This window comes from Paraburkholderia sp. SG-MS1 (genome assembly GCF_012275575.1).
In the GTDB taxonomy this organism is placed as follows: domain Bacteria; phylum Pseudomonadota; class Gammaproteobacteria; order Burkholderiales; family Burkholderiaceae; genus Paraburkholderia.
In genome coordinates, this window is record NZ_NPIH01000136.1 from 26,455 (window position 1) to 40,731 (window position 14,277).

A 14,277-nucleotide genomic window follows, 5' to 3' on the forward strand; every position below is an offset into this window, starting at 1 on the left:
CGTCCCCCGCTCGGGCGATCACAGCGGCAATTGCGTATCGAACTTGATTTCGCGCAGCACGACGCTCGTGCGCACTTGCGCAACGGCCGGAATCTTGAAGATGCGCTCGTGCAGAAAGCTGTCGTACGCTTTGATGTCGGGCGCGACGATCTTGAGGATGTAATCGGATTCGCCGGTCGTGCTGTAGCACTCGGTGACTTCTGGACAAGTGGCGATTTCCCGCTCGAACTGCTCGACGCCGCCTTCGGTATGTCGCGTCAGGTGGATATGCGCAAGAGCGCACACATGCAGTCCGAGCTTTTCCCGGTCGAGCAACGCCGTGTAGCGCTGGATGACACCCGATTGTTCCATGTCCTTGATGCGCCGCCAGCAAGGCGTGCTCGACAGGCCGACCTGGTCGGAAATCTCTTGCACCGAACGGCGGGCGTCCAGCTGCAGCAAGCGCAGGATTTTTTGTGAGAACGTATCGAGTGTCAACTGCGCCTCCGTTTGCGTCGCCGTATCAACGCATGGTAGAGGGCGCGAAAACGAAACGCAATGTAAAACGGCCGCGACGAGGGAGATCGTCTAATTTGCTGGTTCCTCAGCGGCGTTTTGTCCTGAGCCGTCCCCATCTTTAGCCGCACCGAGCAAGGCGGCCTGATTTGCACGCAGGTCTTTCAGCATGTTGCAGAAAAGCGCGCCCTGTTCGATCGCGTCGTCCAGCGCGACGTGCGTGTGCGGATGGTCGTCGAACCAGTGTTTCGGGAAGCGCGGCTTGATGTTCTTGCGATAGGGCAGGCCGGTCATCGCGAACGCGAGGGTCTTGATATCGAGCGCCGACCACGAAAACGGGCAGCGGCCGACGAACCGCATCATGTACCAGAACATGTAGGTGAAATCGAAGCCGGCCGGCATCGCCACGAACACCGGCTTGCCCGGCAACGCCTCGACCCAGTCCACGTAAGCCGTCAGCGCTGCCTCGGGCGTCTGCAGATTCTTGCGGCAGGCCGCCCAGGCGTCGGGCTGGGTCTTCCACCACGCTTCCTGCACAGGATGCGGCGCGGCGCCTTCGAGCAATTCGAGATTCGCCGAGAATGTGGTGATCAGTTGCTTGTCTTCCGTGTACGCGGCAGACGCGAAGCTGAGCATCGAATGCGGACCGGGGATCGGGCCGTCTGCTTCAACATCGGTGCTGACGTAGATTTCGCTGCTCATGCCTGCACCCCGTCGGCAACATACGGATTGGTGCGCCGTTCCGCGCCAAATGTGGAAGTGGGACCGTGGCCCGGCACGAAGGTGACGTCGTCGCCGAGCGGCCAGAGTTTTTCGCGGATCGAGCGCACCAGGTCCGCATGATTGCCGCGCGGAAAATCCGTGCGGCCGATCGAGCCGGCGAACAGCACGTCGCCTACCAGGGCAAGCCGGTGCGCGCGGCTGAAGAACACTACGTGGCCGGGCGTGTGCCCTTGGCAGTGATACACCTCGAGTGTCTCCTTGCCGAACTGCACGGTGTCGCCGTTGTCCAGCCAGCGGTCCGGTTCGAATGCGTCGGCGGCGGGGAAGCCGAACCGCGCGCTTTGATCCGGTAGCTTGTCGAGCCAGAAGCGCTCGTCGGAATGCGGGCCTTCGATCGGTACGCCGTAGTGCGCGGCGAGTGTTTTCGCGCCGGCGCAATGATCGATATGGCCGTGGGTCAGGAAAATTTTCTCGACCGTCACGTTCTGACGCGCGATTTCGCCCTGGATGACGTCGAGGTCGCCACCTGGATCGACGACGGCCGCGCGTCCGGTCGCCTCGCAAACGAGCAGCGAGCTGTTCTGCTGGAACGGCGTGACGGGGATCAGGGTGACTTTCATAAAGGACGGCGCCACTGGAAAAACGTTGATTGTACCGGCGTCTCGCTTGGGCTCGCCGAGCCGTCGAAGCCCACTGGGACGGACTTTTGTCTGCTCATTTTTGCGGCAACTGTGAAAATTCATCAAGGTTTTCAGGTGCTTGCCATCTCAAAATTTTGTTTTAGGTATAATGGACTTCATGCACAGGTCACTGTGTTGTCACACGGCGATGCGTCCCCATCAAAAATGGGCACGCGGATCGCCATTCAAGTATGGGCCGTCGCGTTTGTCGACGGCCATCAAGTATCGATGCGTTCGATGCACACGTCTTGCCCAGCCAGGCGCCACGCGCCTGCAACGGACTTAACTGCCGTGACGCTGGGTGGGGCCTACGCCGCCGTTCCTGCGCGCTGAGTTGCGCGCGCAAGAACGTGTTTGCCACGTTCGATGGCGGCATGTGGGGTCTGGTCAGGCTGCCGGGGACAGGTTGCGCCAGACGTGAAAATTAACCGTGCGGTAGCGGCTGAACGAGCCGCATCCGGGCTTTGACGTACTGCGCTCGTCTGCGCGGCGCGTTGTCGTCCTTTGCCGCCGGAGTCGCAGGCAACACGCACAACATTTCGCGTGATGCGGCTCGACAATTTGATACGTCTTATGAAAACTCGGTTAACCCGCAGTCTGGGGACTCTTTTTGCCTTTTTCGTGCTGGCCGGCTGTGCCACGCCGCCAGGCGCCAGTGACACGTCCGCAAACGACGTGCCGCGCAGCACGAAACATGCGCAATCAAGCACCTTTGGACCGCAATCCTACGGTAGCGCGCCCGCGTCCGGTACGGCTGTCCAAGGCACGCCGTTGGCCGACGCAAAGCCGCTGACGGACGACGGCACGAACGTGTCTGATTTCCATCAGACGGGTCGCGCGTCGTGGTACGGTCGTTTGTTTCACGGCCGCCGTACCGCTAACGGCGAACGTTACGACATGCACGCGCTGACGGCCGCCCATCGTACGCTGCCGCTCGGCTCGTATGTGCGCGTGACCAATCCGGCCACCTCGCGCTCGGTCATCGTGCGTATCAACGATCGTGGTCCGTACGCACGCGGTCGCGTGATCGACCTGTCGGCGGCCGCTGCCGCTGCACTCGACATGCGTCACGCAGGGACGGCGAGCGTGCGAATCGAAGGTTTGACGCAGCAGGAAGCTCGCGCCGAACTCAACGAAACGCTGGCGTCAACGTCGGGTTCGAACGCTGACAAATGATGGAGGCGCGTCCGACACGCCCGTAGCGTCGCGCAGCACGGCGGCCCTCCACGCAGTCGCCTTCTCCGCAGAAAAAACAAAGGGCCGCCAGCTCAGAACTGCGCGGCCCTTTTCTTTTGCCCGTTCGTTTTACTCGTCGTCGGCCTTCAGCGCCAACGCACGCGTGTACAGCGCGTTGCGCGACGCGCCGGTGATCGCAGCCGCCACCTTCGCCGCGCTGCTTACCGTCAACTCTTCCAGCAGGATGCGCAGGAGCGCCTCGTGATCGTGTTCGCCGGCGGCTTCCGGCGATGCGCCTTCCACCACCAGCACGAACTCGCCGCGTTGCCGATTCGGGTCGGCGGCGAGCCACGTTGGCCCTTCAGCCAGGGTGCCGCGATGCAGCGCTTCATGTAACTTCGTCAGTTCGCGCGCGATCAGCAGTTTGCGCTCGCCGCCGAACGCGTCCGCCAGTGCCTGCACCGTTTCGACAATCCGGTGCGGCGCTTCGTAAAACACCATCGCGTGCGGATGCTGCGCGAGCGTCTGCAACGTCGCGGCGCGGGCCTTCGCTTTCGGCGGCAGGAAGCCGAGGAACGAGAACGTCGCGACCCAGTCGCCGGCTGCGCTTAGCGCCGTCGCGAGCGCGTTTGCGCCCGGCAGGGGAATGACCGGAAAGCCGGCGTCACGGACCGCATCGACGAGTTTTGCGCCGGGGTCGGAAATGCCGGGCGTGCCTGCGTCGGACACGTAGGCCACTCGCTCGCCCGCTTGCAGATGCTCGATGAGACGCAGTGACGCGGCCCGTTCGTTGTGTTGATGCACGGCGACGAGCGGCTTCGAGATGCCGTAGCGCGCGAGCAGTTGGCCCGTGTTGCGGGTGTCTTCGGCGGCGATGCGGTCCACCAGTCCGAGCACATGCAACGCGCGCAGGGTGACGTCGGCGATGTTGCCGATCGGCGTGGCCACCACATACAGCGCAGCGGCGGGGTACTGCTGCGCTTGTGCAAGTTCGGAGAGAGGAGTCATGAGGCAGAAGACGCAAACAGACGGAATGAGGCCGCCATTGTGCCACGCGGGGTTGCGCGGCTTAGGTGGGGAAGGCGATCGGCGCGGCGGTCGGACGGCGAGTGGGCCGGCGAGTGCGGCGACAGGGGCCAAGGCGCAAAGGACCGAAGCGTCGGCGTCCGTGATGACCACTGTCACGCCGACAGCGACATCCCGCGCAGCACCTACGCCCTACAACTTTTCTAAACTCAGTGGGTCCAAGCTCGTCGGCGCGGCTTTCGAGGCGCGTGCGCGAGAATTCCTGCAACGGCAGCGCTTACGGTTCGTCGCACGCAACGTGTCATGCAGGAGCGGCGAGATCGATCTCGTGATGCGCGATCGCGACGGCGTGCTGGTGTTCGTCGAAGTCCGCGCGCGCGCGCAGCGTCGCTACGGCGGCGCGGTGGCCAGTATCGGTTGGCACAAGAAGCAGCGCATCGTGCGCGCGGCGCAGCACTACCTGGCGATGCGCAGTCACGGTTTGCAGGATCAGCCCGCCTGCCGTTTCGACGTGATTGCTTTCGACAGCGGCCGGCTCGTCTGGCTGCGCGATGCGTTTCGCGCCGACGAAGTCTGACGCCTTGCGCGGAGAACGCGTGTGAGTGCGATAAACTTGCGCTCGCGTGCGGGCGGTGAGGCTACGCCGGCAACACGGCAAACAGCACATTGCGCGATGCTTTTTGCGCTCACGTACGGTGTTGCCGGTGAGGTTCACCGGCGTGGCGCGACTTCGCAAGACGACTTCACAATACGGCCGCGCAGTGCGGTCCATTCGCGGTAGAAGATAGAGACTCGATGTCAGTCGAACGCATTCAACAACACTTCCGCGACAGCGCGGCAGTCAAGCTCGAAGCCCTCGAAACCCTGTCGATGCCGATCGCCGCTGCGATCGACACGATGTTCGGCGCGCTAGCCAATGGCAATCGCATTCTCGCGTGCGGCAACGGCGGCTCGGCGGCCGACGCGCAACATTTCGCAGCGGAACTGATCGGCCGGTTCGAGCGCGAGCGGCCTGGCTTGCCGGCGATCGCGCTGAGCACCGATACGTCGGTGCTGACCGCCATCGCCAACGACTATTCGTTCGAACAGATTTACTCGAAGCAGGTCTGGGCGCTTGGCCAACCGGGCGACGTGCTGCTCGCGATCACCACGTCCGGCAACTCGGCGAACGTGCTTGCCGCGATCGAAGCCGCGCACGAGCGCGAAATGATCGTGGTCGCGCTGACCGGCAAGGGCGGCGGGCGCATGCAGGAAGTTTTGAGCGATACGGACATTCATGTGTGCGTGCCGTCCGACCGGACCGCGCGCGTTCAGGAAGTGCACTTGCTGACCATCCATTGTCTATGCGACGGCATCGATGCCATGTTGCTGGGCGAAGACTGAGACTGATTCCGAAGGAGAGCTAGTTGATGAGCGTATTCCGCATCAAGAAGACACTGGTGAGAACCGTGCTGGTGGTTGGGTTCGCGGCGGGGCTGTCGGCAACCTTGCAGGGCTGCTTTCTCGCTGTCGCCGGCGCGGCGGGCGGCGGCGCTCTGGTGGCGACCGACCGGCGCACGCTCGGCGCGCAGACCGAAGATCGCGAGTTGCAGGTGAAGGCGCTGTCGCAGATCAGCCAGAATTTGCCTGATAGCGCGCACGTCAACGTGGCGGTGTTCAACCGCCGTGTGTTGCTGACCGGCGAGGTGGCGGGCGACGCGTCGAAGCAGCGCGCCGAGAGCATCGTGCGCGGCTTGAACAATGTCAATACGATCGTCAACGAACTGGCGATCATGCCGGCCAGCTCGTTCTCTTCGCGCACCAACGACACGTATCTTGAAACGCGCGTGAAGACCGCGCTGATCGCCGAGAAGAATATTTCGGCGAACAACTTCAAGGTGGTGGCCGAGCGCGGCTCGGTGTATCTGATGGGGCTCGTCACGATGGATGAAGGCAATCGCGGCGCCGACGTCGCGAGCCGCGTGCCGGGCGTCGTTCAGGTCGTGAAGGTGTTCCAGTACATTCAGCCGCAGGAAGCTGCCGCGGCGGCCACTGCGGCAGCCACGGCACCAGTTGCTGCTTCGCAGCCGGATGCGGGCGAGCCGACGGTCGGCGCGATTCCTGATTCGTCGGTGAGCGCGCGTCCGCTGGAACAGCAGGCGCCTGCGCCGGTCAGCAATTCGAACTCGGTCCGTCCGGGTAATCCGAAGGCTGCGCCATGAGGCGTGGTGTTGTTGTTGTCGTCACCGCGCTGATAGTCGGCGCGGCGGCGGGTCTCGTTGCGACGTCGGCATGGGCTGCTGCCGATGCGCAGCGCGGCCGGACGGTCGCCAATGCGAATGCCTGCATGGGTTGCCACGCGGTGGATCGCAAATTGGTTGGTCCGTCGTTTCAGCAGATCGCCGCGAAGTACAAGGGCGATGCGCAGGCGCCGGTGAAATTGACTCGCAAGGTGAAAGAGGGGGGCGCCGGCGTGTGGGGCATGATTCCGATGCCGGCACATCAATCAATGAGCGATGTGGATATACGTGCGGTGGTGGATTGGGTGCTGGCGGGGGCGCCGGAGAAGTGATTTGGAAGGGTTACATGCCAGTCGTTGGGGCTTGGTAAAAGACAAAATGGCTGTGCTAGAATTGTTCGCACGTTGGGGGGGTAGCTCAGCTGGGAGAGCGTCGCGTTCGCAATGCGAAGGTCGGGAGTTCGATCCTCCTCCTCTCCACCAACAACGTATGCAATAAAGTTCAAAGGAATCTTGGAACCCGCACCGCTGCAAGGCTGTGCGGGTTTTTTATTTCCATTGATGTCCAAGGGGATTCATTGACATCCGGGGGCAACAGGGGGCAAATTTCGGGGCAACACATGATGACAAAATGGAGTTGCCCCCGATGCCGCTTACCGACGTTGCAGTCCGTTCCGCCAAGCCCGCAGACAAGCCTATCAGGCTGTTTGATGCAGACGGCCTCTACGTGGAAGTTGCCCCGGCGGGGGGCAAGTGGTGGAGGTTCAAATACCGGTTCGGGGGCAAGGAAAAGCGCCTTTCTTTAGGCGTGTATCCCGATGTCGGGCTGAGGGATGCGCGTGAGCGTCGGGACCATGCTCGAAAGCTGCTCGCGAACGGTGTCGATCCCGGTGTCGAGCGGAAAGTACAGAAAGCCGCCACTGTTGAGCGCGCGGCGAATAGCTTCGAGACGGTTGCCAGGGAGTGGTTTGCGCGGTACGCGCCGGGCTGGGCGAAGTCGCATGCCGACAAAATCATGGCTCGCCTTGAAAAGGACGTGTTCCCGTGGCTAGGTTCACGTCCGATCGCGGAAATCAAGGCGCCTGAGCTTCTCGGTGCGTTGCGCCGGGTCGAAGGACGCGGCGCAGTCGATACGGCGCACCGAGTTCAGCAGAACTGCGGTCAGGTTTTTCGATATGCAGTTGCGACTGGACGGGCTGAACGCGACATCAGCGCGGATCTGAGAGGTGCGTTGCCGCCGGCACGCCATACGCACTTCGCGTCGGTGACGAACCCGGATGAAGTCGCCGCTTTGCTGCGTGCTCTGGATGGCTTCCAGGGGACGTTCGTCGTGCAATGTGCATTGCGGCTGGCTCCGCTATTTTTCGTTCGGCCAGGGGAGCTGCGTACCGCAGAATGGTCACATTTTGACCTTGATAAGGCAGAATGGCGTTACACCGTCAGCAAAACTCGGACGCAACATCTGGTGCCGCTCGCAAGCCAGGCGGTAACGATACTTCAAGAGCTCCATGCACTTACGGGGCACCGGCGGTACGTGTTTCCCGGGCGAGATGTCAAGAAGCCAATGAGCGGCGCGGCGATCAACGCTGCATTGCGGCGCCTCGGCTTTGATACTAAGACCGAAATTACGGGGCATGGCTTCCGGGCAATGGCTCGCACGATTTTGCACGAACAGCTGCGATTCCCTAGCGAGGTTATCGAGCATCAGCTAGCGCACAAGGTTTCTGATTCGCTCGGTACGGCATACAACCGGACGAAATTCATTGATGACCGCGTGGCGATGATGCAGAAGTGGGCGGATTATCTTGATGAGCTAAAAGCGGGGGCCTAGGTCATCCAACTCGAGCATGCGTAACCCGCATATTCAGGCGCTTTATAATCCTTGGGCGACGATTCGGGCAGGTGGACAGAAGCGGCTTATTATTTCTGCCCGGAGTTGTGGACTCGTTGGCGGGCGACACGTGTAGGGCCATCCGCGAGAGGCGAGAAGATTGCGTTCGGCGAGACTTTGCCTCCCTAATTTTGTCCAGACGACCGCATGTAAAAAAAGACCCGCCTTCCGCCGGGCTCTCCAACCTCGCGTTCTGCCACGATTGTCGTGAGTGTCGGTAACGGCCCTCGCGCTGAATCGCGGCTTAAGGTACGGTGCGCGAAATCTTGAGCTAGCTCACCGTTTTTTTGCTCTTCGGCCGACCGGTTTTGGCGGGCGGAAATAATTGGCCTCTATCCGGCATCTCTGCGAACCAATCCCTAAGTCGTCTTTCAATGGTTGCGGTTTTCGGGATCACGACAAGCTTTTTCGCCTGCCCTCTGGGAAGCGTTTTGTTTCTCTCCTCGCGTCTCGCATTCGCAGAGGCAACGGCTTCGACGAACTGCAGAAACGGTTTCCGGATAGTTTCTGCCGCGTGACGCACACTTTGCCAACCGCGTTGTTGAGGGCGCTTTTGCCTCACGAGACGCCACGCCATACGTCTGTAGATGTTGTAGGCACGGTTGCGCCCGTCATTGCCAAGTTTTGCGCTGTCTACGCGTGTGCTTGCGCGGGTTTGCTCGATAACCTCGCCAATTCCCTTATCCGCGATTGCAGCGCCGCTCCAGAACCGGGCGTCTGCCATATAGGACCAGGCGATTTCGACGTCGCCATGCCTTTGCGCCCGAGAAGCTCTAAGGGCATACGCGCATGACACGATGATGGTTCCTATTGGCGACGTCGCTATCCACTCATCACCTTTCTGTAGGTCGTATTCCGACGCGACTAGCTTCAATATCCCTACCGGGTCGTCGATCCCAGGATGGTCGCATGCGTTCACCCTTTCAAGGATTTCAGCGACAAATCGTTGTTGCGTCGCATCGGGAACCACTTTGGCGAAGCACGTATATAAGTTCTCTATCGTGATGTTGAACAGGGCTTGAACGTCAAGTTTGTGGCGAAGCGGGCGGCGTTGGCTGTTGTGTTGCATCTTTATCGAGGGAAGTACGTGGGCCTCGGTTTGTTCGGGAGCTGAAATTGTATCTGCCATTTACGCGCAAACGGTCTATTTCCGACGGTGTCGGCGTGGCCAAATAACGCTCATTGGGCCCAATGCAATCCAACTCCAACTGAACGAGGTTTCCGATGAAGCAAACTAGCCAGATGCTCGACAAAGTGCTGCGTATGAAGGCGTTGAATGAGACGACGGGTGTCTCGCGAAGCGCGGCATATAACAAGCTCGATCCGGCAAGCAAGTATTTCGATCCCACTTTCCCGAAGCCCATCCGTTTGGGCGCGCGCACTGTCGGCTGGCGCGAGTCGGAGGTTGAAGCGTGGATCGCTTCGCGCGCTCTGGCGCGCAACGCATAAGTGGGGGCATCGATGATGAATGTTCTCGCCCAGAATCCGCTCGTGGCCGAGTGCCGTAAGCTTCGACCGTTTATCTACCGAGACGAACCCATCGAGCAGCCGTCGACTCCGGCTGGTCACGTGCGTTTCTTGAAAGGCACGATCGCCACGCGTGGCGCGCGCATGGGGTTGTGCCTTACGCGGCTTACGGCGCTTGCGGAGATCGCGGCGGCGTATCTCGGCTACGTGGTCGTGATTGACGAACAGGGCCAAGCGCACGACCTGGTGTTCAATCTCATCGCGCAGGTGCCGGTTGCGACTGCCACCATGCTTTCGCGTCGCTGGTTCCATATGTTGGACGAAATTCAGGTGGAGCTCGAAGGAGCATTCGCCACGGCAGAGCTTGTGCACCAGATGGAGACCTGGTCGTGGGCCGAGCAGACTAAGACGCTCAAAAAGGACATCAAAACTGCCGCCAGGTGTGCGGCTCGCTGGTCGACCTTGACGATCGCCCGCACTAATCACGAGCTAGCCAAGCCGATGCAGCAACAGTTCGTTGACGTGCCGCAGAAGCAAGCGGACAGGGAGGCTCGTATCGTATCGCTCAAGGCGGCTCATACGGAGGCAAAGGCTGCGGGCAATACCACGCTCGCAGATCTGTACGGCAAGCAGCTGCGTGATGCTCGTCGCGAACAGATCGTTGAATACGCAACGGCACATGCTCGGTGGAACTCGCAGCTCGGCGTCATCGATGGCGAACGGGCTCGCTTCGCGGGCGCTCCGGAACGCGAGGTCGCGGTGCGCAAACAGTTGGCAGCGCATCTTGCTGCAGAACCGAAGGCGCCGGTCCCGCCGCGGCTGCGGTATGGCGAGCCCTTCGCTAAGGTCGAGAAATCGCACGCCCAAGCTGACTTGTCTGCGACCGTGCTTACACTAGGTACCGATCTCCTGCGTCATTTGCGTAAGGAACGCGACAGCATCGTCCGGGTGCTCCAGCCGAATGATCGCGGCCCCCGCGCGGGGCGTTTCCCGATCTCCGTTCTGGGCGCGACGCCGATGTCTGGCAGCGGCAAAATGGTCGTGTTCGACGAGGCTGACGCTGAGTGGCTGTCGTTTTTCCACTTCGTTGCCGATGCGCCGAATTTCACAGATGTGCCCGACCACACGTCGTCCGATGCAGACGCAGAGCGCCAATTCGAGCATTCGCTGAAAGATGTGATGCGCGAGAAGCTCGCATACGGCGCGACGGTGAAACAGCTCGCCCTTGGTCCCGACGCTGCGCAAAGAAAGGTGATTTTCTGCGAAGACCTGCGCGCTGCGCGCCTGCGCAACCCGCCACATCCTATCCTTGACGCGTATCTGGCTCGCGTGCCGACCACTGTCTGCGTGGTGGCTGCACTGCTGCATCTGGCGATGGGGGAAACGGGGCCCATTTCGTCGACTGTTATGGACGAAGCGATCGACGTGTGTAACACGCTGATCAGCGAGTTCGAGCGCGCAGTCGTACCGATCGCCGAAATGTCCGTGGCTGAGAAGACCGTCTTGTCGGTGCGCGATGCCTTGCGCGGCTACGTCGACAAGCAGATAACGGTTGAAGCAATGCAACCGTTCCGTATCGCAATCGGAACGTTGTGCAAAAAGTCGGGCAGCATCGGGCTGCCGAAGGCACAGATTCGCCGAGCGATCCATGCGATGCGTGATCTTGGGTGGGTTCGCATCATCACCGATGGCCTCGACCAGGTGATTGAGCTCAATCCGTTCATCTTCGACCCGATGCACCGCTAACAGTCTGATGTCCGCCCGCGCTTCGTCGGCGAGCCTTCTTTTCCCTTATCTATCTCGCATTCGCGTCGCGTGCGCAGCCGGTATCGGCGCGCGCGTGGCCCGGTGCGTCCTCAACATCTGTGTTCGCGTCACAGGGCGCGAAAAAGGAACAAAAAATGAAAGAATCGATCCGTAATGCGACGGGCGTCGGCACGGTTTCCAACCTCCGACTTGTCTTGCTCAGGGGGATGGCGATTGCGGCCGCGGCGCTGCCGACGGCCGTCTCATTCTGTGTCGCGGCGTATGCCGGCTGGTCGCGTGGGGCTACACCGGTGCAGCGGATGATGAGCGTAGCGATGGCCGGTGTCGCTGTGCTGTACGTGCATTGGGCGTTGACGGCCCAGCGCAGTTTTTCTGTTCCTATTCGCGTCGCCGGCGCGGCGCTCTGGTGTGCTGGCCTTATGGTTTTGATGTTCGGGCAAGTGACGTTTTTCATTGAGTCGCGACACGACGCTGGGAATCGGCGGGCCGCATTGGTGCAGGCTGTCGTAGCTACGCGTCGCGTTGATGTGCTGAGCGGGCGCAGTCTCGCAGAAATCGCGGAAGACCGTATTCAAGTCGTCACGGATCTCGCGCGGACTGAGGCACGCCGCTGCATAGGAAGCTGCCCGGCTATCGCTGTACGCAAAGCGAAGCTGGGCGCGCAACTGGCCGCACTGGATGCTGAGATGGACGGGGTGAAACGCCGCGAAGTCGAAGACGATCACCTCGCCGCACAAGCCGAACGAGCCGACGCATTGCGCGAGAGCCAGCGAGCCGATCCGGTCGTGTCGCAGGTCGCAGCGTGGGTCGGCACGACCGAACCGCGATTAGAACTGGCGCAGGCCGCCGTATTCGCGGTCGTGCTCGAAGGGGCGGCCATTATGGGCTGGCTGTGGGTGGCCCAAGTCTGTTCGCGGACATCCGCTCGCGAGCCAGTCGCGCCGAAGCTGGTGGAGGGTACGGCACCGGTCGCGTGCGACGAACCGGCGATTTTCGCGACCGGGACGGTCGAAGCCGCGACACCGGCAGTCGTTTCGGCCGGGTCGGACGACGATTGCGTGCTGGGCGACATCCACGCGGCCGTGACGGCTGGACGGCTAAAGCCGACGCAGGCGGCGATCCGGGAATTTTTGGAATGCGGGCAGGCGACGGCGGGCCGGTTCGCGCGGTTGTATCGCACCCGCATCGACGGCGCGGAGGTGTGATGGAATCCATGGCACTCAGTGAGCAGATTGGACGCAGCTCCCCGTTCATTGCGCCGGGCGCGCGTTACATCTGGTTCAACAACGATCATCACCGCCGCAGCGAGACAATCCATGCGGACATTGCGGCGGCCCATCAACTGATCCGCAATACGGTCGTGGACATGCGCGATGGTGAGGCGGATGGCACCGCATGGCATCTTTTGGCGAGCCGGGCTATTGAGGCCGAGAATTTCGTCAGGGAAATTCTCGCGTCCGACGATGGCGGCTTCGAGGATCGGCGCGATGAGCAAGGCCTTCTCACCGAGCTCACGCGCTTGCCGTTGGGCGAGTATTTCGGCAAGACCCTGATGGCCGGTAAGTATCTGACGGACATCGAGACGGTGGAGCCGTACCGATTCCGTCCGCTGGCGCAGGTATTTTTTGACGTTCGCCACAGCGAGCAGTTTGATCAGTACAGTTTTCAGGACTTCAAGTCGCCGCCGTGGCTGCGGTCGAACGAGGCGGAGCCGTTTGCGTTCGAGAAATTTAACAAACTACTCGGCGCGGTTCGTACCGTGGCTAGGGCGCGGAAACTCGATCAGCTCGAAAAGTGGAACACGTCACAAGCGAAGCAGCGTTTCAAGGCGATGATGCGCCACGTTCACAAGTACTTCCGTAAGCGGCGCCGCATTTTCGTGATCCGCATGGATCTGTATTATCGCGAGGAGCTCGCAGTCGGGGTGTCGATCGATCTGGCGAAAGCCCACCACGCGCTGTTGGTGAACCGCCTGCGCGCGCTAACGCATGTCCGGACCGATCTCGTTGGCGGAATCTGGAAGCTCGAATGGACGCAGCGCAAGGGGCACCATTTCCATTGGGTGTTCATGTTCGACGGCTCACGTGTTCAGGACGCCCAGACGTGGTTTGAACGGATCGATGCGCAATGGTGCAACGTCGTGCCGGAAGATGCTGGATATACTCACTGCGGGAATTATGACAAGCACAGGCAGATCGGCACCGGCATGATCCACCTCGACAACGACCCGGAGACGCTTGAAATTTTTGAAGAAAAAGTCATCGGCTACCTCGCTAAAAAGGATCAGGCGTTGTGCGTGAAGGCCGCGGGCGGCTCGGATACTTGGGGAACCTTCACCCCCGCCGGCAAACGCACGAGCAATGCGGGCCGGCCACCGAAGCCGCGCATGTGCACGCCCGCGTAACTTCTGCGGACAGCAAGTCGTGCATCGCGGCGTCGCGGGACGGGATTCAAACTCCCGTCCCGTTTTTTATTCCGGCGATCGCGACAAACTCGCCAGACTCCTCTTCCATGGCGACGGCGGACTGCTTCTAGGCGGCTGTTTCGTCTTGAGTGCGAGCGCGGTTGGACGAGCGAATCGGGTGCCCGCAACGACCACGAATCCTCAGCTCACCAGATAGCGCGTGGCCGATAAAAATTCCCCTTGGAATGCGATGGGGTGACGAGACGAATCCGTAGCAAAACGCGCTACGAAACGTGTGACACGTTCGCCTGGCATGGCTTTTCGGCCGTCGAACGGCTCCGTTGATTAATGAATTGCTTGATGGTTTTCTACGCAGTTTGGGCATCGTTCATATGCGTGGCTACGATCACTTGCGAAACAATTCGTAGCG

General features: G+C 61.2%; 15 protein-coding genes and 1 tRNA gene. 11 read left to right on the top strand and 5 right to left on the bottom strand.

Annotation, left to right across the window (positions count from 1 at the left end; translation table 11 throughout):
* Window positions 1-18: 18 nt before the first annotated feature.
* The 3 genes from CIC12_RS10555 to CIC12_RS10565 form a co-directional block, all read right to left on the bottom strand.
* A complete protein-coding gene (locus CIC12_RS10555; protein WP_012431468.1) occupies window positions 19-477 on the bottom strand; it encodes an Lrp/AsnC family transcriptional regulator in 459 nt (152 codons plus the stop codon).
* 90 nt (window positions 478-567) lie between these two features.
* Window positions 568-1,197 (bottom strand): exonuclease, encoded by a 630-nt coding sequence (locus CIC12_RS10560; RefSeq protein ID WP_168664064.1) that lies wholly within the window; start codon window positions 1,195-1,197, stop codon window positions 568-570.
* Window positions 1,194-1,838, bottom strand: a complete 645-nt coding sequence (locus CIC12_RS10565; RefSeq protein ID WP_168664065.1) for an MBL fold metallo-hydrolase — start codon at window positions 1,836-1,838, stop codon at window positions 1,194-1,196. Before CIC12_RS10565 ends, CIC12_RS10560 begins: the two co-directional genes overlap by 4 nt.
* Window positions 1,839-2,471: 633 nt before the next feature.
* On the opposite strand from CIC12_RS10565, the gene CIC12_RS10570 reads away from it, so the two are divergent.
* Window positions 2,472-3,074 carry a septal ring lytic transglycosylase RlpA family protein gene (locus tag CIC12_RS10570; RefSeq protein WP_446727996.1) on the top strand — a complete coding sequence of 201 codons (603 nt, stop codon included), beginning with the start codon at window positions 2,472-2,474 and terminating at the stop codon, window positions 3,072-3,074.
* Window positions 3,075-3,203: 129 nt separating this feature from the next.
* Here the strand turns inward: CIC12_RS10570 and rsmI are convergent, their stop codons facing one another.
* A complete protein-coding gene (gene rsmI, locus CIC12_RS10575) occupies window positions 3,204-4,082 on the bottom strand; it encodes a 16S rRNA (cytidine(1402)-2'-O)-methyltransferase (protein ID WP_168664067.1) in 879 nt (292 codons plus the stop codon).
* A gap of 37 nt (window positions 4,083-4,119) precedes the next feature.
* On the opposite strand from rsmI, the gene CIC12_RS10580 reads away from it, so the two are divergent.
* From CIC12_RS10580 to CIC12_RS10605, 6 genes are all read left to right on the top strand, one after another.
* Window positions 4,120-4,677, top strand: a complete 558-nt coding sequence (locus tag CIC12_RS10580; RefSeq protein WP_446727997.1) for a YraN family protein — start codon at window positions 4,120-4,122, stop codon at window positions 4,675-4,677.
* A gap of 218 nt (window positions 4,678-4,895) precedes the next feature.
* Window positions 4,896-5,483 carry a phosphoheptose isomerase gene (locus CIC12_RS10585; protein WP_121316327.1) on the top strand — a complete coding sequence of 196 codons (588 nt, stop codon included), beginning with the start codon at window positions 4,896-4,898 and terminating at the stop codon, window positions 5,481-5,483.
* 26 nt (window positions 5,484-5,509) lie between these two features.
* A complete protein-coding gene (locus CIC12_RS10590) occupies window positions 5,510-6,301 on the top strand; it encodes a BON domain-containing protein (protein WP_121316328.1) in 792 nt (263 codons plus the stop codon).
* On the top strand, window positions 6,298-6,651 hold the full coding sequence (locus tag CIC12_RS10595; RefSeq protein WP_168664069.1) for a c-type cytochrome: 354 nt from the start codon (window positions 6,298-6,300) through the stop codon (window positions 6,649-6,651). Before CIC12_RS10590 ends, CIC12_RS10595 begins: the two co-directional genes overlap by 4 nt.
* A gap of 74 nt (window positions 6,652-6,725) precedes the next feature.
* Window positions 6,726-6,801, top strand: a tRNA-Ala gene (locus CIC12_RS10600).
* Window positions 6,802-6,964: 163 nt separating this feature from the next.
* On the top strand, window positions 6,965-8,149 hold the full coding sequence (locus CIC12_RS10605; RefSeq protein ID WP_168664070.1) for a tyrosine-type recombinase/integrase: 1,185 nt from the start codon (window positions 6,965-6,967) through the stop codon (window positions 8,147-8,149).
* A 331-nt stretch (window positions 8,150-8,480) separates the two neighbouring features.
* On the opposite strand, the gene CIC12_RS10610 is transcribed toward CIC12_RS10605, so the two are convergent.
* The gene (locus CIC12_RS10610) at window positions 8,481-9,338 is read right to left on the bottom strand and encodes a hypothetical protein (protein ID WP_168664071.1); all 858 of its coding nucleotides are present in this window, start codon (window positions 9,336-9,338) and stop codon (window positions 8,481-8,483) included.
* 95 nt (window positions 9,339-9,433) lie between these two features.
* On the opposite strand from CIC12_RS10610, the gene CIC12_RS10615 reads away from it, so the two are divergent.
* The 4 genes from CIC12_RS10615 (at window position 9,434) to CIC12_RS10630 (ending at window position 13,847) form a co-directional block, all read left to right on the top strand.
* Window positions 9,434-9,658, top strand: a complete 225-nt coding sequence (locus CIC12_RS10615; protein ID WP_168664072.1) for a helix-turn-helix transcriptional regulator — start codon at window positions 9,434-9,436, stop codon at window positions 9,656-9,658.
* A gap of 12 nt (window positions 9,659-9,670) precedes the next feature.
* Complete coding sequence (locus tag CIC12_RS10620) at window positions 9,671-11,422, top strand: DUF3987 domain-containing protein (protein WP_168664073.1); 1,752 nt, start codon at window positions 9,671-9,673, stop codon at window positions 11,420-11,422.
* 155 nt (window positions 11,423-11,577) lie between these two features.
* Window positions 11,578-12,648, top strand: coding sequence for a hypothetical protein (locus CIC12_RS10625; RefSeq protein ID WP_168664074.1), 1,071 nt, complete (start codon window positions 11,578-11,580; stop codon window positions 12,646-12,648).
* A complete protein-coding gene (locus tag CIC12_RS10630) occupies window positions 12,648-13,847 on the top strand; it encodes a YagK/YfjJ domain-containing protein (protein WP_238812511.1) in 1,200 nt (399 codons plus the stop codon). Before CIC12_RS10625 ends, CIC12_RS10630 begins: the two co-directional genes overlap by 1 nt.
* Window positions 13,848-14,277 lie beyond the last annotated feature (430 nt).

What these genes read in the sequence shown, in the direction of transcription:
- CIC12_RS10560 (WP_168664064.1), bottom strand. Translation starts at nt 1,197, where the DNA reads ATGAGCAGCGAAATCTACGTCAGCACCGATGTTGAAGCAGACGGCCCG.
- CIC12_RS10565 (WP_168664065.1), bottom strand. Translation starts at nt 1,838, where the DNA reads ATGAAAGTCACCCTGATCCCCGTCACGCCGTTCCAGCAGAACAGCTCG.
- CIC12_RS10570 (WP_446727996.1), top strand. Translation starts at nt 2,472, where the DNA reads ATGAAAACTCGGTTAACCCGCAGTCTGGGGACTCTTTTTGCCTTTTTC.
- rsmI (WP_168664067.1), bottom strand. Translation starts at nt 4,082, where the DNA reads ATGACTCCTCTCTCCGAACTTGCACAAGCGCAGCAGTACCCCGCCGCT.
- CIC12_RS10585 (WP_121316327.1), top strand. Translation starts at nt 4,896, where the DNA reads ATGTCAGTCGAACGCATTCAACAACACTTCCGCGACAGCGCGGCAGTC.
- CIC12_RS10590 (WP_121316328.1), top strand. Translation starts at nt 5,510, where the DNA reads ATGAGCGTATTCCGCATCAAGAAGACACTGGTGAGAACCGTGCTGGTG.
- CIC12_RS10595 (WP_168664069.1), top strand. Translation starts at nt 6,298, where the DNA reads ATGAGGCGTGGTGTTGTTGTTGTCGTCACCGCGCTGATAGTCGGCGCG.
- CIC12_RS10605 (WP_168664070.1), top strand. Translation starts at nt 6,965, where the DNA reads ATGCCGCTTACCGACGTTGCAGTCCGTTCCGCCAAGCCCGCAGACAAG.
- CIC12_RS10610 (WP_168664071.1), bottom strand. Translation starts at nt 9,338, where the DNA reads ATGGCAGATACAATTTCAGCTCCCGAACAAACCGAGGCCCACGTACTT.
- CIC12_RS10615 (WP_168664072.1), top strand. Translation starts at nt 9,434, where the DNA reads ATGAAGCAAACTAGCCAGATGCTCGACAAAGTGCTGCGTATGAAGGCG.
- CIC12_RS10620 (WP_168664073.1), top strand. Translation starts at nt 9,671, where the DNA reads ATGATGAATGTTCTCGCCCAGAATCCGCTCGTGGCCGAGTGCCGTAAG.
- CIC12_RS10625 (WP_168664074.1), top strand. Translation starts at nt 11,578, where the DNA reads ATGAAAGAATCGATCCGTAATGCGACGGGCGTCGGCACGGTTTCCAAC.
- CIC12_RS10630 (WP_238812511.1), top strand. Translation starts at nt 12,648, where the DNA reads ATGGAATCCATGGCACTCAGTGAGCAGATTGGACGCAGCTCCCCGTTC.